This is a genomic window from Robiginitalea aurantiaca (genome assembly GCF_030380815.1).
GTDB classification, from domain to species: domain Bacteria; phylum Bacteroidota; class Bacteroidia; order Flavobacteriales; family Flavobacteriaceae; genus Robiginitalea; species Robiginitalea aurantiaca.
On the sequence record NZ_JAUDUY010000001.1, the window covers coordinates 747,489 to 768,398 of the forward strand.

Consider the following 20,910-nt stretch of genomic DNA (forward strand, 5'->3'; position numbering starts at 1 on the left):
GGTTTAATATAATGTGTTTACAAGAGTATTTAGGCCCAAAGGCCGATGTAGCGAAGAGTGATTGTTATAGCGAAAGTAGGGCAAAGTACGTCCCTCTCTTATGATAAAAATCATAGATAGAATTATTATAATACGTACCACAAAAAGGCGCTCGTCCATCTCTCAGATGTGGCGCCCCGCTAAGGATAAAATCGTTTTTCAACAGCTCGAAGCCCGGGTGATATTCGGTAAAATAGCCCATAGTATATCCAGTATGTAATATTTTTAATATCTTCTCCTATTGATTTTTCAGGGATTTGCATGCGCATTTTTATGACGGAGCATTCGAGTAAAAAGAGGTGGGTTTTATCGGGAAAAATAGCTGGAGGAATCTTCGTATTCTGGCTTTTGGCCATGGTCTTATTCCCGGTCCTTTTTCACAATTGGATCTCCCAGAAAGTCACTGACCTAACTTCGGATTACCTCAGCAGTGAACTTCGATTTAAGGATACCCGTGCCACATTTTTTCATCACTTTCCCTTCCTGACACTGTCAATGGATGAGGTAGAGCTAAGGGGCTCCGGTCCCTTTGCAGAACAACCCTTTATAAAGGCCGAGACCCTTGTGTTTACCATAGGGATCTGGAGATTGCTTTTTACGGATCAGGTGGATATCAAGGAGATCGAACTCAATAATGGGAATGTGTTTTTCAAAACAGATCGTTTCGGACGGCAGAATTATTCGGTTTTCACCAGCCCGGAGTCCAAGGATCAGGACAGCCTTTCGGAATCCGGGACTGAGGTTTACCTGGACCGAATCCGCATTAACAATACGGCAATCGCCTATACGGATGCGCTCCGGAAATTAGATATCCGGACACACGCCCTTGACTACGACGGGGCAGGGAGTTTTATAGAGGGAAAGCTCCAACTGGGGTCACACCTGGACATCGACAGTGTGGACGTCACTTTTGAGGATGTGAAGTACCTGAAGGGTAAACCTTTAAAGGCTAATTTAACCACCGTCTATAACGACAATGATGTTTCCCTTTTATTTGAGAAAAACGACCTGGTGATTAATGAACTGGCACTGAATTATTCCGGTAACCTTGATTTCGACCCCGATGGGTATAGCTATAAGGTAGACCTGAGTACCGAAGGCAGCCACTTAAAGGAGATCATTTCCCTCCTTCCGGCCAGGTATGTCAGCTGGAGGGATAAGGCAGATATCGACGGGCTCCTGGATGCCAAAATCCATCTGAGCGGGCTTAATAATGTGGTCAGGGATACCGCGGAAGCATCCCGGATGGCCGTGGAAATAAATTTCAGGGACGGGAAGTTGAAGTACCGGGACGCCCCGGTGCCCGTCGAACAGATCTTTCTGGATTTCAATGGCTCCCTGGACAATGGTGTTTTTGAAATCGAGGCCGATACCTTGTCCTTCATCCTGGCCGAAGACTTTTCCAGGGGAAATTTTTATGCCAAGGGGCACAAGGATTCCCTTGACCTTAAAACACGTTTGCATGCCCAGCTCAACCTGCACCTGCTTCAGGAGACCCTGCAACTGCCCGGCATCAATTTTGGGGGTCACCTTAATGCGGATATAACGGCCGAAGGGGTATATGATAAGGTCAATACCCATTTCCCGATAACGGATGCAGAATTCATCGTAAAGGACGGCTACCTTCAAACCACTTTTCCGGACCCCATAGAGGACATTTCTATTGATTTTGTTTTGGAGAATACCGATGGCGCCCTTGACGGGACTTCAGTAATGCTCAAAAACCTGTCGTTCAACTTTGAGGACAATCCTTTTGAGCTCAAAGCGGAATTGAAAAATTTTGAGATGCTGGATTACGACATCCAGGCCAGGGGATCTCTGGATTTAAACAGCTTCAGCCAGGTCGCTCCCCTGCCTTATATCTCAAGGGCCAATGGGTTTGTCCGCCTGGATGCCCGCTTCAAAGGCCATATGGTACCCGGGCCGGAACCGGGTAGTTCCGACCTGAAAGTAGCGTCGAATTCGGGCAAACTCTTTCTGGAAAATGTGGCACTCAATGTCCAGGAACTTCCGAATCCACTGGAAATCGTCTCCGGGGACTTTACTTTTCAATTGGATAAGCTGGAGTTTTCTGAATTCCAGATAAAATATGCAGGTAATTCTTCCCTCCTCAATGGGTATTTTACCAATTATCTCAGTTATCTATTGGTGCCCGATGGGATACTGCTTGGCGATTTTGACTTTAAGTCGGAGTTTGTAGACCTGGATGCGCTCATACCCAAAAAAGAAGTACCCCCGGAAACCCTGGCCCAGACCCAGACAGATTCGCTTGGAACGAGGGACGACATTTCAGGGGTGCTGCAGGTACCTGCCAACATCAACTTTAAACTGAATGCGGATATCGATACCCTCAGGCATTTTAAGCTGGATATTACGGAATTACGCGGCCAGATCAGTGTCACAGAAGGTGGCTTCGTGTTCAATGATACCCGTATGAATATGGTTGGGGGTACGGCAACGATGAAAGGGTTTTACAAGCCTGAAGGAAACGACAGGGCCCTTTTTAACTACAATCTTCAGGGGCAGAATCTGGATGTACATCGCGCCTATGATGAAATAGAGCTCTTTACCGACCTCGTGCCGGCTGCCCAGAACGCCAGCGGCATCATTTCACTGGATTATGAAATCAGGGGTAGTATGGACCAGCGCATGAACCCCATATTGCCGTCTCTTGAAGGCGGGGGGACCCTTACGGTGCACGACGTACAGTTTAAGAATTATAAATTCTTTGGAACCGTTTCCAGGGAAACCCGGCTGGGTGCGCTCAAAGACCCGAAAATGAAGGAAATTACGGTGCATTCTAATATTGATGACAATCTGCTGGAGCTGAAGCGCTTTAAATTTAAGGTGAAACCCTTCCGCCTCCGGCTGGAAGGACAGACTACCCTTGACGGGGACATGGACCTACAAATGCGCCTGGGGCTTCCTCCTTTTGGCCTTATCGGAATACCCATAAAAATCACAGGTACTAGTGACAGTCTGAAGATCAAGATGGGCAGGCGGGAAAAAGACCTGGAGGCCCTGGATTACGACGATGATGAGTTTACCGAGGAAGAGCGCCGGCGGTTCCGGATGCTGAGGGATTCAATCACTGAGAATATGGACATTGAAGACATCTATAGTTTTGAAAAGCGTTTGGATACCCTATATTTCCAAAAGGAACCAAAAGTACAGGACAGCCTTGTGGCACCACGAGATACAGTGACGGCTCCTGCTGAGGCAAAGAGACCTATACCGGATGTACCATAATTAAGAGTTAAAAGCAGCGTAAGATAAGATATGAAAAAAAGGGAATTTTTAAAGAAAAGCAGTCTTGGGGCATTTGGAGTTTTACTGGCGCCACAGCTCCTAGGGGCTTTAGAGACGGGATACCAAAGGCGCCTTAGGACCGCTCATATCGGGGTTGGGAATATGGGGGGTGAGGATCTCAAAGCCATCGCTTCTCACAATATGGTGGATGTGGTGGCCCTGTGCGATGTGGATTCCGAATACCTGAAAGCAGCAGCCGAAAGCTACCCTGACGCACGGACATTTTCGGATTACCGCATTATGCTCACCGAAATGGGGGATGGTATTGACGCGGTCATCGTTTCCACCCCGGACCACACGCATGCCCCGGCTTCCCTGCTGGCCATGGAACTCGACAAAGCCGTGTATTGTCAAAAGCCGCTGGCCCATAGGGTAGAGGAGGTGCGCGCCATGAAAAAGCTGGCTGAAGCAAAAAACCTCACAACCCAGATGGGAATTCAGGTACATTCTTTTTACGATTATAAGCTGGCGACTTTGCTCATTCAGTCCGGTATTATTGGAAAAGTACATACGGTACGGGCCTGGTCTCCGAAAAACTGGGGCTTCGATGGGCCAGCTCCAGAAGGGTCTGATGCCGTGCCCGCAAACCTGGACTGGAACCTATGGTTGGGAACTGCCTCTAGGCGGCCTTTTAAAAAGAATTTTTATCACCCTGGAAACTGGAGGAAGCTTCTGGACTATGGCTGTGGTACCCTCGGGGATATGGGCGTTCATATTTTCGATACCCCGTACAATGCACTTGCCCTGGATGTCCCGAAAACGATCACAAATAATTGCCGTCCTCCAAATGGCTTTGGGCATCCGGAGCGCAATGAAGTTACCTATGAATTCCCGGGCACAGCGTATACGGGCGAATCCCTTACCTGGATTTGGTCCGACGGCCCAGGAGCTCCTGACTCCCATCCCGACCTGAAATTACCTGAGGAGGAGCCGCTTCACGATCAGGGTGCTATGTTTATTGGAGAAACCGGAAGGCTCTATCTGCCTCATTTTGAAATGCTCCCCCGCCATATTGTCGATGGGAGCTATGTCGATATAGATGTCGAACGCTTCAAGCTCGGTCAGCCTGTTCGGGATTACGAAAGTGAAGGAAGGAAACACTACCATGAATTTGTGGATGCCTGCCTGGGTAAAGACGAATGTTCAGCGCCGTTTTCCTATTCTGCCCGGCTCACAGAAACCATTCTGCTCGGCGTAATTGCCGGCAGGTTTCCCGGGAAGACCCTGAACTGGGATGCGAAGTCGGCACGTTTCCAGGAGGAGGAAGCCAATGCGTTCCTGGGAAGTACGTACAGGAAATTCTGAATACCTTTCTGACAGGGTTATTTGATTTTTCCCCAAGGGTCAAATACCTTTAAGCAGTTAAAACACCGTCCGAAATATGAGAACCTGGCTCTGGAATATACTGGAGGACAACACGACCCGTAAAGGCCGGATATTCGACAACATCATACAGGGGCTGATCATGCTCTCCCTAATTGGGTTTGCCGTGGAAACCCTCCCTGATCTATCAGATCAGGCCCGGCATTTTCTCTATAATTTTGAATTGTTCTGTGTCGTGGTGTTTACCATCGAATATGTCCTGAGGATCTACGTGGCCAAGAAGCCCCTGAAATATATCTTTAGTTTTTACGGCATCGTGGACCTTTTGGCCATCCTGCCGTTTTACCTTAGTACGACCCTGGACCTCAGGGCCCTGCGTTCCTTCAGGATTCTAAGGCTGTTCCGGGCATTTAAGCTCGTTCGTTACAACAAGGCCCTGAAGCGCTTCCATGTGGCTGCACATCTGGTCAAAGAGGAAATCGTCCTGTTTTTTATCATTACCCTGATCCTGATCTACCTGACTTCTGCCGGGATTTACTTTTTTGAGAACGAGGCCCAACCGGATTCCTTTGCCTCAATATTCCACAGCTTCTGGTGGGCCATTGTCACCCTGACTACTGTTGGCTACGGGGATGTATTCCCGGTTACGATCGGAGGCAAAATATTTACATTTTTTGTGCTGATCATCGGGGTGGGAATCGTCACGGTTCCGGCCGGGCTGGTCGCCTCTGCACTATCAAGGGCCCGTGAAATCGAGGAGCATAAAGACGAAGGCAAACAGACATCTGATACGAAAAAATGAAGACAACCTATCGCGGATATTTTACAGCTTTGATGGCGGTTATTCTCCTGTTTGGCTGCCGGAATTTTCAGAAGGAAGCAGAAGTGGAAGCTCAATGGGTACCGCTTTTTAACGGAAAGGACCTTACCGGATGGGATATAAAAATACGGGGCTTCGAGTTAGGGGTAAACTACAGGAATACCTTCCGGGTAGAAAATGGATTGCTCAAGGTCTCTTATGACGATTATGACACCTTTAATGAAGAATTTGGGCACCTGTTTTACCAGCATCCGTTTTCGAGCTATCGGCTGAGGGTTGAATATCGGTTTGTGGGGGATCAGGTTCCCGATGGCCCGGGCTGGGCCTTACGAAATAACGGATTGATGTTGCACAGCCAGTCTGCTCAGAGTATGGGAGTGGATCAGGATTTTCCCATATCCCTGGAAGCCCAATTACTCGGAGGTGCCCCGGAAGGCGAGCGATCTACCATGAATTTATGCACCCCGGGATCCAATGTTGTGATGCAGGGCGAATTGCGGGAAGCGCACTGTATCGATTCGCGTTCAAAAACCTATAGGGGGGATGGTTGGGTTACTGCAGAAGTAATTGTGTACAGAGATTCTGTAATCCATCACCTTGTGGAAGGAGACACAGTGCTCACTTATTCCCATCCTGTAATGGGTGGAGGGGCGATCAGCGGATATGATTCAAAGGTATATATAGAAGGGAAACCAATGACCTCGGGGTATATTGCGATTCAGGCGGAAAGCCATCCCACGGAATTCCGCAAAATTGAACTCATGGAACTGGACCCGAAGTGATTCAGGCGGGTCGATGAAGGAGGTCACAAAGGAATTCCATATTTCCTGTTTCAAATTGTCATTCGGGCATACCATACTACGACCTTCTAATCATTCAAAAGGCCTCCACGTGATTTTCATTATTTTTGAACTCGTTCCATTTTTTGAATTTCCAATGTGTTTATGAATACTACTGCTGATCAAATCTATATCGTAGGGACAGGTATAAGTGGTCTCGTCGCGGCCCGGACCCTTGAGAAAAAGGGGTATGCCCCGGTCATCCTTGAAAGCTCGGATAGGCCCGGGGGCCGGGTTAAGTCAGATACAGAAAGCGGAGTCGTTTACGATCATGGATTTCAGGTTTTGCTTACGGCCTATCCGCAGGCCCGCAGGCACCTGGATTTTGATAAGCTAAATTTGAGAAGGTTTCTTCCGGGAGCCCTTGTTTTTAATACGGGAACGCCTCAACGCATTGGAGATCCGCTCAGGAATTTTTCCAGTTTACTGCCTACCCTGAATTCCAAAGTGGGCACCTTAAAGGACAAGTGGAAGATATTTAGACTTTCATCAGGGCTGAAGCAAAAGTCTGTCGATGAAATCTTTGCAACGCCCGAACAGACGACACTTCAATATCTGGAGGCCTATGGGTTTTCAGATCAGGTTATCCGAACCTTTTTTAAACCCTTTTTTGGCGGTATTTTCCTGGAAGAGGCACTGAGTACCTCATCGCGTATGTTTGAGTTTACCTTTAAAATGTTCAGTGAGGGTTATGCAGCGATTCCGGACTCAGGTATCGGGGCGATCGCGGCACAGCTCGTAGCTGGGCTGAATAGAACAACCATAAGGTACAATCAGCCGGTACAGCAGGTGACATCGGGAGCGGTGATTTTGAAAGGAGGAGAAAAACTGCCCAGTCGGGCCACGCTGATTACGGTTCCCTTTAACCCTGAAACGGGGGAGCTCCGTGAATCCGGCGTAGCCTGGGAGCGCTGTGACAACCTTTATTTCAACGTGTCCAAAAGGACGTTCGAGGAAGGTGTCATTGCCCTGGTAGCTGACCCGGATGCCCTGATAAACAACCTGTACTTCCCATTTGGCCAGAACGCTGAGGGGTGTCCGGTACTCTCGGTTACCGTGGTAAAGAAACACGCTTTATCCAAGGCGGAATTAATTCAAAGGGTAAGCGAGGACCTGGAACGTTATTGCGGGATAAAAACGAAATCCTTTTTGAAGCATTATGCGGTTGAAAGAGCGCTTCCCAAAAGAGGAGATCTTAAGATGAAACCTGTGGAGGTTCAGAGTCTGGACTTCGATAACCTCTTTCTGGCAGGGGACTATTTATTAAACGGATCCCTGAACGCAGCCATGGCTTCTGGTGAGGCTGCCGCCGAAGCGCTTGCGGCTTCACTGGCATAGATTACCCGGGCTCCCATTAATGTTTGGTCAACTCCATGTCGATGTTTCGGAATTAAAAAGCAAGTCCCATGCCGGCCTCTGAGATGTCCGTGTGCTTGCTTTGATGGTAATCCGTCTTTCCGGTGAATATTAAAGACGTGTTTTGGGGTTGAAAAATTCTTGGCAATTGCAGGAATTGTTTTAAATTTGCTTCCCGTTCGTAAGGGCGGTTCGATCTTTTACTTTGCGAAAATAGCTCAGTTGGTAGAGCGCCACCTTGCCAAGGTGGAGGTCGCGGGTTCGAATCCCGTTTTTCGCTCGACAGAAACGCTGCCTGTCAGCGTTTTTTTGTTTCCGCTCGGGTGGTGGAATTGGTAGACACGTTGGACTTAAAATCCAATGGCCATCGCGGCCGTACGGGTTCAAGTCCCGTCCCGAGTACGGATAAGAGGAAAAGTCAGTGCCGAAGGCACTGGCTTTTTTGTTTGTATCCAGAGCCAGGCTTGCCTGAGCGAATAGGTGACAAACAAAAAAGGCCAGCCCGCGCTGCGGGCGTACTTTTCCTATTTCACCACGTTTGGGCGGGACTCACCGACTGCGCAGCGGGAGGTAATTCCCGTCTGTAGTTTCCATTTGATTTCGATTTCCTTTGTTGTAAGGGATTGGGTAACAAAAAAGGCCAGCCCGCGCTGCGGGCGTACTTTTCCTATTTCACCACGTTTGGGCGGGACTCACCGACTGCGAAGCGGGAGGTAATTCCCGTCCCGAGCACTTAAACCCTATTTATAATACTGATATAGAGGGTTTTAAAATTTCATAAGTTACGTTGTGGTAACATATCGAGAATCCAGATTCAACTCTCTTCAGTTAGAATATTATCAGTGTTCCTAGAGCAATTTTATTTCGTTGAAAGTCATTTGGAAACACATCTGTATCTTTTGTACGACTCAAATTAAAGAGCTCTTAATCTTTTTTAAGTAGCTAACTGAAAATCCCGTTATTTCAGAAATATAGACCAGGTCTTTATCCTGATTTAATAAAGATCTTACCATATCTTTTCTTTTTTTGGTAATGAGTTTACCTGGTTTGTTTGGGTACGTTAATTCATATAACTCTTTTAAACTGAGATTAAAATGATTGGTTATTGAATCAATAGTTGCCTGATGTAGATTATTGGCTATAAAAGTTTCAACCTGATGTAAATCTATCTTGTTTGCGACATCTCGTTTTCTTCGTGATGAAATAAAATAAAATACAATCAAGATTGATGACACCAATGTCAAAATGGTAATGATAGTGATGAAAAGTGAATTCTTTCTTTCTTCTTCATTTAATGAATCTGCTTTTCGAATCATTTCTTTTAATTGGTCAATAGAGAGAGAAACATAGCCATTAATCGTACCTAACTTAATAGAATCTGTAGTTTTGAAAACGGCTCTTTTATTGAACTCAATACCCGATAATATTTTCGTCGCCTTATTTGTGGTTAAATTAATAGAAACAGCCCCGTCAATGGTAGTAATAAGAACCGCGTCCTTGTCATAATCCAGTAACGAATATGCATTTGAGAATTCATTGAACACAATGCGGTCCTTGGAACGGTCCGTTACCAGGAATAGCTCACTGTCTGTTAAAAGGACGTATTTTTTTTGATTATTGTGATCTGTTTTAAAGCCATCCTCGATGGGTTTGGTAAATTGAGCAAGACTTATCAATTCATCATCCCGTAAACTGTACTCGTAAAATGAATTATTGATGCAAAATGCTACTACCAGGGTTTCCGCTTGTTGATCAACATGAACAATTTCAGCGCCATTTATTGATGCTTCTTCGAGAATTTTTTCAATGGATGTGAATGATGAATTAAGAATATAAAGCCCTTTGGTGGTTGCCAGTATAAACCTCCCGTCATTCAGCTTAAAAATATCCCGGGCAAATCCAACAGAATTTGCGCCAAATTTTGCTTCACCATTCAAATCACGTTTAAATAACTGTATGCTGTCATTTTTTGGTCTGTAAATAGCCAAACCATCATAACAGATGTAAAATGTAGAGTCCTGCTCGAGTATGTGACCAGATGTAAAGTCCGGAATTCTTATTTTTTTACCATAACAAAAGATACCATCATATGTGCCAATACTGTTAGCACTAAAGGCCCTAACACTAAGTTGAGGTAAGTAAGTCTTATAATCAGATACTTTATAAATGAAAAGTGAATTGTTGCTAATAAGATATAGGAAGGCACCCCTTTCCCGTGAATAATGTTTAAAGCTTTTATAGTAATCTGGTAAAAGATGATTGAATCTCGAATGCATTTCTTCATCCGTAAATTTAGAATGTACTATGAGACCATTTTTAAAAGTGATATAACCCCGATTTCCATTTACTTCTTTAAGTTCTGAACCCACAATCTGAAACACCCCCTCACTGGATGAAACCAAAACATACCCATCATTATCCAGAACTAGATTGTAATAGACGCGATCATTATAAAATGCCTCCATCAGAGTATCCCGGGTAATTACATTACCGATCAACGAAAGCGATAAAAAGATAATTTTTAGAACCAAAATGATAATTCTTATTTTAAATATAAGAAATATCTATGGGCTGGATGAAAAGAGTTTGAGGTTATTATTTCAGTGACACATATTTGTATTTATTTTCAACAAAATATTAGTCGGTCAAAATTCTTTTTGTTGCTTGTTACACGACATGAACATTGAAATTTTTAAAAAAAGAATAATTTAAAAAAACGCAATCATGAAATTAAAATATCTAATTCTCGGACTGTTTGCATTGATGGTGTTCAATTCTTGTGGTGGCGATAGCGATGAAGAAATAAGTACGCCAGACCCTACTTCCGCTGATATCAGGGGTTCAGTAAATCTTTATGACGAAGGTACTACAGAAATTGACAACTCGGATATGACCATTAGGTTAGAGGGTTCCTCCAAAACGGCTATGACGGATGACAATGGAGATTTTATCTTATCTGACGTTCCTTTTGGGACCTATACGGTGATCTACGAAAAATCTGGATATGGCACATTTAAGAGTTTTGGCATTGGCCATAGAAACGGGAATACAACTATTTCAAATACCCCTTCATTAGGGCAAACCTCTTCGACAACCATAACGAATCTGGCAGCGAGTGAAGAAAGTGGCACGATTACTATAGCAACGACATTAGACCCGGAAGCAAATAATAGCAATACCCGCTACATCAGATATTTCTTCTCAACTGAAAGCAATGTTAGCAATGAGAACTATGAGGCCGTTTTAGATACGTTTGGAGCACAAATCAATCCCTATAATTTAACCTTAACTACTGCCTCTTTGGAAGCACTGGGGTTTCAAGGTGGTCAAACCGTTTATGTAATCTGTTATGGCGAATCCTTTTGGAGCAATCAGTATGATGATCCGGATCTTGACTTTACAGTTTTTCCAAACCTGAATAGTAACACTTCTGGAGCCATTTCCTTTGTGGTGCCCTAGTTTCTGGCGTGAAATAGTTCCGGTGGAAATTCCTCAATTCGAATTTGCATCTGAAAAACAGGGACTCTGTGGGCTTCCGATTATTGTTTTATCTTGAGAATTATTTTTATGTGTAAAATGAAAGTTTTGTTTACTCTGGGCACGCTGTTTTGGATGTCCTCTTTTGTGCACTCTCAGGAACTGATTGTCCATCACTTTAATGCGGACCGGCAAGAGGTTGAGACTGACACGCTGTTCCTTGGGGATCTGGTGGTTCTCGGCCATGCTAAAAAGGGTAAGAATCCGCATTATTTTCAAGGTAAGATTACCGGGATTTTTAAGGACAGACAGGTTGTACGGGTTTTTGATTATGCCAGAAGCACACGGGTGGTTCCAATTGCCGGTAAGAAAATAAAAATTGATGAGATCATTGCTGTGGAACGACTCGATGAGAAGGAACACAGAGGGAGGGAAAACAGGGCGATTGTTGCAACGGCAGGTCAGTTTCTCGGATCGTCCATAGGAGGTACGACAGGGGATGTGATTTTTTATGGTTCAACCGCAGGGAACATTATTTCGGATTTTGTCTCCCGCCAAAAGATCAAGACCGATCGGATCAGATGTGAAATCATAGATAGTGAATATTGATTATGAAACCAACTGCTTTATTAACGGCTTTTGCATTTCTGATACTATGTGGATGCAAACAAGAGAAAAACAATGAAACACCTTCCGTTACTGCCGCAGCGGCATTGCAGGGATGGACGGAAGAGGATAGGGCCAGATTCAACTCGAACTGCGCTGGATTCCTTGAGGCTGAGGGAGTCGAAGATTCAGGAAAGTATTGTGATTGTCTTTTGAAATCGTCAATGGAGAAATATCCCGATGTTGGGTCGGCTATGGAATTGGAACAAACCGAAATCGTTTCCCTATTCGAACAATCTGAATGCATAGATGAACTTCTCCTGGTAAAAATTGAGCATCCCTGGACAGAGGAGGCGGAAGAGTTGTTTAAAAAGCATTGCAAGGAAGGAAAGATGCAACAAGGCATCAGTGATGACGATGCCGAGAAATATTGTGATTGTGCCCTGGCTGAAGTACGTGAGCTTATTCCGAACCCCCATCATGTGATTTCACTTACCGAAGAAGAACTTTTACAGATATTCAATAAATGTCAGCAATAAGATCTTCAAGAACACTTACCTGATTTGCACTGACGTATATTAATTCCTGATCGAGAACGGCGCCGCAGGGGGAGCATTATCCCCTAAAGGACGATAATCCCTTATAAGAAATCTCCTTTATGAGGGTGTCATCCACGCATCAATACCAGAACCACAGCGGTCTGAGCGCGATCCAGGTGATTCTTCCTTTAGGAATGTTATTATGCTTGTTCAGGAAAAAATCAGAAAAATAATCAGGGCTGTGAACACATATCCTGCCGGAAATGCCCATCGGCATATCCGATGCAATTTCTGTGCTCGTGCTGTTTTTCCCGAATGCTTCATACGGTCAAGGGCCAAACTCACTAAAACCGAGGCAGCCAGGATGCCAAAATTTTCCAGCACAAAAAAGTCCATAAGTGTCAGGTAATCTATCCTGGGAATGTTGTCCTGGATGACCATATAAAAAGCCACAACTGAAAGGATGCCTATAAATAGGATGTTGATTCGGTCTATTACCGGATTTTTATCCAACCAGAACACAATCCAGGTGAGGGAAACTAACAAGACCATGGGCAGGATGATGCTAAATAGGATATGCAGGGGTTTTCTCTTGATCTTCAGAGCGATAACAAACTCGGAAACGGGGATGACACTTCCATCATGAGCCTGAATCTCGGCGGTTCTTACAGCCATTTCTTCTGCTTTTCTGTCCCATTCTGCTGTGCCAAGGTTTTGGACCCAGGTTTTCGAAAGGGATTTGTCGGGAACAAATACAAGTTCGTCCTCGGTGTAAGGCGTTGGGTGCAGATAAAGCAAAAGGTCCTGGGTATCAAAAGGATAGGACCGGAGATCCATTGGAGTGCCCATCTCCGCAATGAACCCTTCAGTATACTGTACCGTCCCGTCCGGCCATATCGCAATGGTTTGAGTGTTCACACCCTTGTTTCCAACTCCATTGAGGAAGTATAGTTGTGGCCGCCATCCTTTGTAAAGCCGGTTGATACTATATATGCCCTGATATACTTTTTCCGGAACTCTTAAATCCTTCTTTCCGTAGTATGTAGAATCTGCAGGAGTATATTTCAGTCGCTCATCTTTCCATCTCAGGAAGAGGGCTCCGTCAAACTGGATGGTTTCCTCTTTTTCATTGATGTTGGAGATGTTTAAGATACTATAGCCTATGCGAATCTCCACGGGTCCTTCGGATCTCGGGATGGTATACAGTTCATCCGAACTCGACTGTCCCCACAAGAATAAAGGGGCTGTAAGGCTAATAATCAGACTTAACAAACAACGCATTTCCTTAAACTGCTTACCCATGGCTTTGTGCGGAAAATTTGTGGATTAAACTTGCTCCGCTACCAAATTAATAATTTACTGCCAATCGGCATCATTAACTTCCCTCAGCTGAATCACCTCAATTAATCATGTATAATGAATCAAAGAGCATTTGCCGCCTGGCAGTTATCTCTCTTTTTGTGCTTCCAGTGTTGAACAGCATGATATTCGTAGGTTTTTTCAGAAGTTCAATTATTCATACCTTACAATTAATTGATTTGAGCTGATATGATACCTGCAATATTGAGATAATCTTTGAAGTGGGTGATGATTTGGCCAATCACGAATCAATTTGTCACAGCTGGCATAAAATGCCTAGATTGTTGTATGAATATTTTAAGAACCAGACTCTTTAAGCCGGTAGTTGCCAATCGTTATATTGCACGGCCCAAGCTGATCCAGATGATGGAGAACGGTCGGAATAAACCCGTCCAGAAGGTAATCGCTCCCGCCGGATATGGAAAGAGTATCTTCGTGAGTCAATGGCTTGATGAAACCAACAGTCCACATTGCTGGATAGCCATAGAGGAAGACTGCAATGACCTGCTTACCTTATTGCAGTACCTTATTGAAGCCCTTAGTGTACTTGATCCGAAAGGGTTCTTGGGATTGAGTCACCTGGGGAATACACTTGAATTACCTGAGAATACGGAATTGTCCGTACCCATCTTAAATGTCCTGCAAGGAATCAAGGAGGAGATCATTTTTGTGTTGGATGATTATCACAAGATTGACAATCAACAAGTGCATGATTTTTTCTCTGAACTATTAAATCACTTTCCTGAACAGCACCGATTTATCCTTATTTCAAGATATGACCCCCCCTTGGATCTTAGAAGATTGATTGCCTATGCCAAGGTGCACGAAATCAGGATGGCAGACCTTAAATTCACTGAGGAGGAAATTAGGGCACTTTCAGAGGCGCAAACCGGTAAAAAATTATCCCCGGATTCAGCTACCGTTATATTTAACCAAACAGAAGGGTGGGTCATTCCCATACGATTGTGGTTGAAAGAACTCGCCTCAAATGAAGATAGTGAAACGCTGGAACTCGCTAAAAACCAAGTCCAGGGAACAAAAGTCCTGGGAGATCTTATAGAGGGTGTATTCGCTTCCCTTGATTCATCCGTGAGGAATTATTTAATGATGGCTTCGTTGTTTCCCCGGTTCAATTTGGCACTACTGCGAGGGGTGCACGATACAATTCATCCCGAAGGAGATCAATCATTTGACGAAATTGAAATCCGCATCCGGGAACTCCTGGACCGTTCTCTGTTTATTATGGCATTGGATGACGATAATAATTGGTATCGCTTCCATCAACTGGTTAAAGTGTTCCTGAAAACCAGATGCAAAAAGAAATATTCCGGGGAAACTCTTTCAAAATCCATTGGGTACGGTTGTTCATTTCTGGCAGCTGAGAACTCCATTTTCGAGGCGATCCAATTGAGCCTTGAGTATCGAGATTTTTCAAGGGCTATCGACCTTTTGAACCGGGAGCGGTATTCCCTTTTCGATAACCAAAGGTTTGATCAGTTCCGAAGGCTGCTCAATCTATTCCCCGGAGAGGTTATAGAAACAGAACCGAGCCTGCTCCTGGTTCGGGCTGTGCTTTTCGATCTCACCAAAAAACACGATCAAATGTCGGAGGACCTGGAGCGTGCCCGGCATCTCTTGCCACCCCTATCCAGTGCATCGGAAGAAGCAAAAAGGTTGTGGGGGGAGTACTACTCCAGTTCAAGCTTCCGTTTATTTCAAAACCGGAAAATCGACGAGGTAATCCAATATTCCCAGAAAGCTATGGAACTGCTGCATTCGAACAGTTCCTACCTTCACGATCATGCGATGGCATTCTACATATTTGCATTGAATGCTTCCGGGAAGTCGGATCAAGCCAAGGCCTTTTTGGATTCCTATAGAAAGACCTTAAGAACGACCGACCCCTCCTACCACATGAATTATTTCGCTCTTGCAGCTATGTTTGCTTTTATGCGGGGGAAACAGGAAGACATTATAGAAAATGCCCAGAAGGCCCGCTCCCTTGCTGTCAATCATCGGAATCAGGGGATACTGTTGATAGCCAACTACTATTGCTCGATTGCCCTTTATCAACGCAATGAATTGGACAAGGGGCTTGAATACCTCAATGAAGCCATAGAAAGCAGTTATGTGACAAGACCTTCCTGGATCATTGAATGCTTTTATCTGAAGTGTTTATATCATTTGGCCCGAAGTGAGGATACCAGGTTCGATCACTGTTTTAAAAAGATGATTGCCTTTCAAAAACAATTTCACTCCAGGTCCTATGAGCACTTACAGTCCTTACTGAAAACGGAACTAATGCTAAGAATGGGTGATGCTTCCCTGGCCTGGAATTCATGGCATGATGGTCCCAAAAAAAACACTTCGTACACCCACCATTATTACCAATCCCAATTAACCGAAGTGAAGCTCCTGATGGCCGATCACCCTTATCAGGACCTTAACAGGGCCGGGGACTTGCTGGAAAGCTTCGAAGTATTTGCAGCAGAAGTAAATAACCTGATCCTGCTTTTTCAGGCGAATGCCTTAAAAATTGTATGGTATTCGCTGAAGAATGAAACTGAGAGGGCATTGGAACACTTGAGATCATTGCTCTCACGTACAAAGGCCGAGTCCATAATCAGGGTGTATACGGATTGTGGAAGCCCTATGCAGGCTTTATTGTCTAAGGTTTCAGACACTTCACCGAAAGATCCGTATGTTCAGGAGATACTTCACAGTTTCAATTTAAAAGCCGGGACCCGTAAAGGTGGCGGAAAAGGTGAAGAACCTTTAAAAAAGAATCGGGCTTCTGTAATTACTCAAAAGGAAATTCAAATACTGCAATACATTTCAGAAGGCTATCAGAACAAAGAAATTGCCGAAAAACTCTACTATTCCCTGGGTACGGTCAAAACATATATCTACAACCTTTACCAGAAAATCGGGGTCAAAAACCGGGGCCAGGCTATCGCATATTTCCACGCTTTGGAAGAAAAATCAGCTGCGACATTCAAATGATTCTCTACCATTCTAATGCTCCTGTCATGGAATAACCTGCCCTTTCCATTAACCACTAAAGGGAAAAATGGCTTAAAACTGACTTTTTATTGACTTCGCAGCCAATGTCCGAAGGATAAAAAACGATAGTTTAGGCGGGATAAAGGAGGATTACATAAATTAGGTTATGAGATTAATCGTCAGACATGCTGTTTGCACCGTTCTATTGCTCTTAGTTACTCAAAGTTCGTTTGCCCAGAATGAGAGTAACCTGGTGCAGGACAGTATTATTCCGTTCAATGATAAGGGATTTGCCTGGGATATGTCCTTTGCGTTTAAGACGATGAATGTCTTCAGGGGTTTGCTTCCTTCCAGGGCGCCCGTCTTATCAACACAGGCAGGTTTCAAGGAAGGGAGTTTCGTGCTTGGTGCCTACGGGGGTGCGTCCTTTAATGGCGGATATACTGAAACGGACCTTATCCTGATGTATTATCGCCCGAAATTCTACATTCGTGCAGACTGGTACTACAATTTTACTGAAGGGATTACGAATATTCCAACGCCTTCCGGATTTTTTGACTTCAGGCCTGACATAACCCGCGGCTTACTGGACTTTATGGTGAAAGTAAAACCTTTAAAGAATTTTGAACTTATGTCCTCTACATTCCTGTACGGCAGGGACAGACCCCCGCTGCCAGAGGATGATGCGGCCGGAATTCCATTGCGCAGGGGGGAGCAGCGATACTCCCAGTACTTTAAACTCCAGTACAATTGGGTAAAGGACAAATTTAAAATATCGGCGCATGCCGCCTATTCCTTTAGTTGGAACGATCCCTCTGGAGAAACCTTTTATGCCGAGAACTCCGGATTTACTGACCTGGGGGTTTCGTTTTACAGGAAAATCGTGGACACTAAATCCATTTCAATTCCTTTTAAGGCCAGCCTATACTGGAATGCTGTGAGCAATAAGATGTATTTGGTAGGATCCATCTTGTTGGTTGAAATAACACAACTGAAATAATTGGAATTTGGTGGACCTGAAGGCATTCCTTTAAACAAGCAAAATCTCAGGAGTTGAGAATTTTTGTCAGGGACCTGGTTTTGCCATTTGCAAACTTTTGCAGCCAAAATACCAAATAGCGCTACCGACAGATGATCAATCTACCGGATATTCAGATGATCCTTCAACCCTTGCTGCTTTCTTGACCTATGGTTGACTTTAGTCAATTGATTATCCAGAAGTTTCTCCCTAGTTTGGACAACTTAGCGAATCATGTAACCGAGGGATGGGAACGTCAAAATTTTACGAAACAGCCAGCTATGGTATTACCGTGGATGGAATCCTTGTCGATGATACATTTCCAATTTTCGATGCTTCGAGAATGAGTATCGTTTGCAACAGTAAACATGCACAGAGTTACCTCTCAGTGAGCGTGAAGGACCAGGCAGAATTATCAGGCCTTTTGAACACCCTTTATTCACTGCAATATGTCATTCTCAAAATCGAAAAAATGGATACCAAAAGGCTTTTAGAGTTTGCTGATCAATTTCCCCATGGTAGCGTTAGTGAATAGATTTTTACCATCAAGAATATACATCTGTATTCTTATAACATTAGGTGGGGTTATGTATGTATCGGCCCAAATAACAGAAAAAGATATTGCCTACGACTCCCTGGCCAAACAGGATTATCGCAGTATGGGCCATGCCGGATTTGATTCTACCGCTACCAACGGATTCTATATACAGGATAGCAGGAAGGGACATTACAGATTGAATTTCGGTGTATGGACTACACCCAGATATACTACCGTGTACAAGAACAACACCCCTGATTCCGTGCCCAGTGTTGAAAAGGGATTCACCATTAATCGGACGCGCATCTTCTTTACCGGCAAGTATTCCGACAAATTCAATTTTAACCTTGTGACAAATATCGGAGCCGACGGCGACTTCAACTTGCAGCAGGTTTACCTGGCCTATGCCATCAACCAGGATTATATCATTACCGTGGGCAATCAATTTGTGGCCTCCTCACGGGAGGATTGGATGGACCCCTCCAATATCCTGGCCATGCAATGTTCCGCCAACGATGCCGCCTTCGCCTTAGGGACCTCTTTTGGAATCCTGGTATACCGAAGACCCAAAAACAGGGCGCGCTGGTGGGCCTCCCTTTCCAACGGCCTTTACGGATGGAACCGGGCGGTGACCCAATCAGATCAGTCTGATTATATGCTGGGCGGCAGGTATGAATATGCACTTAAAGGGGATGACTGGACGGTATGGGACGATCTGGTAGGCCGCCGGGGCAGGTCTGAGGGCATTCTTTTAGGCGGTTCATTTAATTTTTTAAGGCATACCGTTGGGCTATTGAGAAACCACGGGGTTCAGGGAAATTTGGATATTTCATATAACGGCGATGGGTATCAGGCCCTGATCGCCGGGGTATGGACGGGTCAATTCCCGGAGGGGGCCAAGGGCTTCAGCCAATATGGATTCTATGCTCAGGGAGGGTATTTTGTCAATCAGGTCATCCAGCTCTACGCCCGCTACGATTTAGTTTTGCCGGGGGGAACACCAGGGGATTTTAAAACCTATTCCGCACCCGGATTCGGTGTGAACCTGTATCCCTTTCATTTTACAAACCGATGGAAGATCAGCCTGGAATTCAACCACCTTTTCGGGACATTTGATAATACTATTGTACCCCCCGACCTGGCACTCGGGTTCGCTGATAGTGCATATAGAGGGCAGCAAAGCATTCGCTTTCAGCTGCAGTTTGGATTTTAACCCAGTGGGTAATGAAACCATTAAGGGAGTACGGGTATATAAGAACAATAAGAAAGTAAATTTTAACATTAAACCATAATTTCATGAAACAGAGAACACAATTCAATACCAAACTAATGACGGGTATCCTGTCATTGGTGTTAACAGGGTGCTTTTCATTCCTGGCTGTCGCCCAGGATACGCCCAGCCAGACCGTATTTAAAAACGTCCGGGTATTTGACGGTACCAATGACCAGCTAAGTGGCACCACGGAAGTATTCGTAGAAGGCAACAAAATTAAGGCTATTGGGTCTAGTGCCAGCAGAGGTGCTTCTAAAAATGCAACCGTAATCGATGGTGGTGGCCGGGTATTGATGCCAGGGCTTTCAGATACCCACACGCACATCATGTTTGCTTCGCTCCCACAGGCAGCACTTATGTTTGGTGAGCCCAATTTCAACGTGATCTATGCCACCAAAGATGCAGAAGCCATGCTGATGCGCGGTATAACCACGATAAGAGACTTAAGCGGTAATACTTTTGGATTGAAAAAGGCCATCGATGAGGGGATGGTTCCCGGGCCTCGCATTTATCCATCTGGAGGAATGATCAGTCAGACCGCAGGTCATGGGGACTTTCGAATTCCTAATCAGAAACATCCGGCGTATGGCGGAGAATGGCCTGCCCTTTACCAGCAGGGTCATGGGTATTTAGCAGATGGTCCCACAGAGGTAATGAGAGCTGCCCGCGAGAATTTGCGAAATGGTGCCTCCCAGATCAAACTGGCGACCGGAGGAGGTTATTCTTCTCCTGCAGACCCCCTATTGGGTATTCAGTATACTTCTGAGGAGGTTAAGGCAGCAGTTGATGTAGCCAAAAACTGGGGAACCTATGTCACGATACATTCCTATTTTCCGGAATCCATCAATATGGCCATTGATGCAGGTATCAAAGATGTTGCTCACGGTCAGTTGTTGGATAAGCCCACTTTACAGCGCATGGCCAAAGAAGGGGTGTTTTTAAGCACGCAGGCATTCACCCTTTGCAGCGAACCACAGAATTCTGAATTTTCAAATGAAAAACTGGCTATTGTATGTGTTGGGACAAAAAAAATGTACCAATGGGCCTCCGAAATTCCCGATTTAAAAGTAACCTGGGGAACGGATATGTTCTTTGTCCCTCAAGATCTATTTGAAGGGCAGGTTAAGCAGTTGGAGCGTTTAACACCTTGGTTTAAGCCAGTAGAGATTCTTAAAATGGCTACCGGAAATGCAGGTGAATTGTACAAAATGAGTGGACCGCTCATGAACCCCTATCCGGGTGACCTGGGTGTTATTAAAGAAGGCGCCTATGCAGATATGTTGTTAGTTGAAGGTAACCCATTGGAGAAGCTGGATGCCGTTACCAATCAGGAAAACCTTATGATCATAATGAAAGACGGAAAGATTTACAAGAACACGTTACAATAACACTCATTATGAATAATACTAAA

The 20,910-nt window shown here is 44.8% G+C and carries 15 protein-coding genes and 2 tRNA genes; 15 read left to right on the top strand and 2 right to left on the bottom strand.

The features are described from left to right. Window positions 1-312: 312 nt before the first annotated feature. From QU605_RS03245 to QU605_RS03275, 7 genes are all read left to right on the top strand, one after another. Window positions 313-3,288: an AsmA family protein gene (locus QU605_RS03245; RefSeq protein ID WP_289723821.1), complete on the top strand. Its 2,976-nt coding sequence runs from the start codon at window positions 313-315 to the stop codon at window positions 3,286-3,288. 30 nt (window positions 3,289-3,318) lie between these two features. Continuing rightward, on the top strand, window positions 3,319-4,653 hold the full coding sequence (locus tag QU605_RS03250; RefSeq protein ID WP_289723822.1) for a Gfo/Idh/MocA family protein: 1,335 nt from the start codon (window positions 3,319-3,321) through the stop codon (window positions 4,651-4,653). Window positions 4,654-4,729: 76 nt separating this feature from the next. Further along, window positions 4,730-5,473 carry an ion transporter gene (locus QU605_RS03255; protein ID WP_289723823.1) on the top strand — a complete coding sequence of 248 codons (744 nt, stop codon included), beginning with the start codon at window positions 4,730-4,732 and terminating at the stop codon, window positions 5,471-5,473. Continuing rightward, window positions 5,470-6,273 (top strand): 3-keto-disaccharide hydrolase, encoded by an 804-nt coding sequence (locus QU605_RS03260; protein ID WP_289723824.1) that lies wholly within the window; start codon window positions 5,470-5,472, stop codon window positions 6,271-6,273. The genes QU605_RS03255 and QU605_RS03260 overlap by 4 nt, the downstream gene beginning before the upstream one ends. 162 nt (window positions 6,274-6,435) lie before the next feature. Beyond that, complete coding sequence (locus tag QU605_RS03265; protein ID WP_289723825.1) at window positions 6,436-7,668, top strand: FAD-dependent oxidoreductase; 1,233 nt, start codon at window positions 6,436-6,438, stop codon at window positions 7,666-7,668. Window positions 7,669-7,893: 225 nt separating this feature from the next. Continuing rightward, window positions 7,894-7,966, top strand: a tRNA-Gly gene (locus QU605_RS03270). 37 nt (window positions 7,967-8,003) lie between these two features. After that, a tRNA-Leu gene (locus tag QU605_RS03275) sits at window positions 8,004-8,088 on the top strand. A 506-nt stretch (window positions 8,089-8,594) separates the two neighbouring features. Here QU605_RS03275 and QU605_RS03280 read toward each other — a convergent pair. Beyond that, entirely contained in the window at window positions 8,595-10,217 is a 1,623-nt protein-coding gene (locus tag QU605_RS03280; RefSeq protein WP_289723826.1) for a hypothetical protein, read from the bottom strand. 193 nt (window positions 10,218-10,410) lie between these two features. Here QU605_RS03280 and QU605_RS03285 point away from each other — a divergent pair, with 193 nt between their 5' ends. The 3 genes from QU605_RS03285 (at window position 10,411) to QU605_RS03295 (ending at window position 12,308) form a co-directional block, all read left to right on the top strand. Further along, a complete protein-coding gene (locus QU605_RS03285; protein ID WP_289723827.1) occupies window positions 10,411-11,145 on the top strand; it encodes a carboxypeptidase-like regulatory domain-containing protein in 735 nt (244 codons plus the stop codon). A 108-nt stretch (window positions 11,146-11,253) separates the two neighbouring features. Then, window positions 11,254-11,772, top strand: a complete 519-nt coding sequence (locus QU605_RS03290) for a hypothetical protein (RefSeq protein ID WP_289723828.1) — start codon at window positions 11,254-11,256, stop codon at window positions 11,770-11,772. Window positions 11,773-11,774: 2 nt separating this feature from the next. Continuing rightward, window positions 11,775-12,308, top strand: a complete 534-nt coding sequence (locus QU605_RS03295) for a hypothetical protein (protein WP_289723829.1) — start codon at window positions 11,775-11,777, stop codon at window positions 12,306-12,308. 210 nt (window positions 12,309-12,518) lie between these two features. Here QU605_RS03295 and QU605_RS03300 read toward each other — a convergent pair whose 3' ends face one another. Beyond that, complete coding sequence (locus tag QU605_RS03300) at window positions 12,519-13,610, bottom strand: ligand-gated ion channel (RefSeq protein WP_289723830.1); 1,092 nt, start codon at window positions 13,608-13,610, stop codon at window positions 12,519-12,521. A 345-nt stretch (window positions 13,611-13,955) separates the two neighbouring features. Here QU605_RS03300 and QU605_RS03305 point away from each other — a divergent pair, with 345 nt between their 5' ends. The 5 genes from QU605_RS03305 (at window position 13,956) to QU605_RS03325 (ending at window position 20,887) form a co-directional block, all read left to right on the top strand. Next, window positions 13,956-16,670 carry a LuxR C-terminal-related transcriptional regulator gene (locus QU605_RS03305; RefSeq protein ID WP_289723831.1) on the top strand — a complete coding sequence of 905 codons (2,715 nt, stop codon included), beginning with the start codon at window positions 13,956-13,958 and terminating at the stop codon, window positions 16,668-16,670. Window positions 16,671-16,836: 166 nt separating this feature from the next. After that, window positions 16,837-17,670 carry a hypothetical protein gene (locus tag QU605_RS03310; protein WP_289723832.1) on the top strand — a complete coding sequence of 278 codons (834 nt, stop codon included), beginning with the start codon at window positions 16,837-16,839 and terminating at the stop codon, window positions 17,668-17,670. 265 nt (window positions 17,671-17,935) lie between these two features. Then, window positions 17,936-18,223, top strand: a complete 288-nt coding sequence (locus QU605_RS03315) for a hypothetical protein (protein WP_289723833.1) — start codon at window positions 17,936-17,938, stop codon at window positions 18,221-18,223. Window positions 18,224-18,275: 52 nt separating this feature from the next. Beyond that, window positions 18,276-19,439, top strand: coding sequence for a porin (locus QU605_RS03320; protein WP_289723834.1), 1,164 nt, complete (start codon window positions 18,276-18,278; stop codon window positions 19,437-19,439). A gap of 83 nt (window positions 19,440-19,522) precedes the next feature. Next, window positions 19,523-20,887, top strand: a complete 1,365-nt coding sequence (locus QU605_RS03325; protein WP_289723835.1) for a metal-dependent hydrolase family protein — start codon at window positions 19,523-19,525, stop codon at window positions 20,885-20,887. The last annotated feature ends 23 nt before the right edge of the window (window positions 20,888-20,910 follow it).

What these genes read in the sequence shown, in the direction of transcription:
- QU605_RS03290 (WP_289723828.1), top strand. Translation starts at nt 11,254, where the DNA reads ATGTGTAAAATGAAAGTTTTGTTTACTCTGGGCACGCTGTTTTGGATG.
- QU605_RS03260 (WP_289723824.1), top strand. Translation starts at nt 5,470, where the DNA reads ATGAAGACAACCTATCGCGGATATTTTACAGCTTTGATGGCGGTTATT.
- QU605_RS03325 (WP_289723835.1), top strand. Translation starts at nt 19,523, where the DNA reads ATGAAACAGAGAACACAATTCAATACCAAACTAATGACGGGTATCCTG.
- QU605_RS03320 (WP_289723834.1), top strand. Translation starts at nt 18,276, where the DNA reads ATGTATGTATCGGCCCAAATAACAGAAAAAGATATTGCCTACGACTCC.
- QU605_RS03250 (WP_289723822.1), top strand. Translation starts at nt 3,319, where the DNA reads ATGAAAAAAAGGGAATTTTTAAAGAAAAGCAGTCTTGGGGCATTTGGA.
- QU605_RS03315 (WP_289723833.1), top strand. Translation starts at nt 17,936, where the DNA reads ATGGGAACGTCAAAATTTTACGAAACAGCCAGCTATGGTATTACCGTG.
- QU605_RS03245 (WP_289723821.1), top strand. Translation starts at nt 313, where the DNA reads ATGACGGAGCATTCGAGTAAAAAGAGGTGGGTTTTATCGGGAAAAATA.
- QU605_RS03300 (WP_289723830.1), bottom strand. Translation starts at nt 13,610, where the DNA reads ATGGGTAAGCAGTTTAAGGAAATGCGTTGTTTGTTAAGTCTGATTATT.
- QU605_RS03305 (WP_289723831.1), top strand. Translation starts at nt 13,956, where the DNA reads ATGAATATTTTAAGAACCAGACTCTTTAAGCCGGTAGTTGCCAATCGT.
- QU605_RS03310 (WP_289723832.1), top strand. Translation starts at nt 16,837, where the DNA reads ATGAGATTAATCGTCAGACATGCTGTTTGCACCGTTCTATTGCTCTTA.
- QU605_RS03255 (WP_289723823.1), top strand. Translation starts at nt 4,730, where the DNA reads ATGAGAACCTGGCTCTGGAATATACTGGAGGACAACACGACCCGTAAA.
- QU605_RS03295 (WP_289723829.1), top strand. Translation starts at nt 11,775, where the DNA reads ATGAAACCAACTGCTTTATTAACGGCTTTTGCATTTCTGATACTATGT.
- QU605_RS03285 (WP_289723827.1), top strand. Translation starts at nt 10,411, where the DNA reads ATGAAATTAAAATATCTAATTCTCGGACTGTTTGCATTGATGGTGTTC.
- QU605_RS03265 (WP_289723825.1), top strand. Translation starts at nt 6,436, where the DNA reads ATGAATACTACTGCTGATCAAATCTATATCGTAGGGACAGGTATAAGT.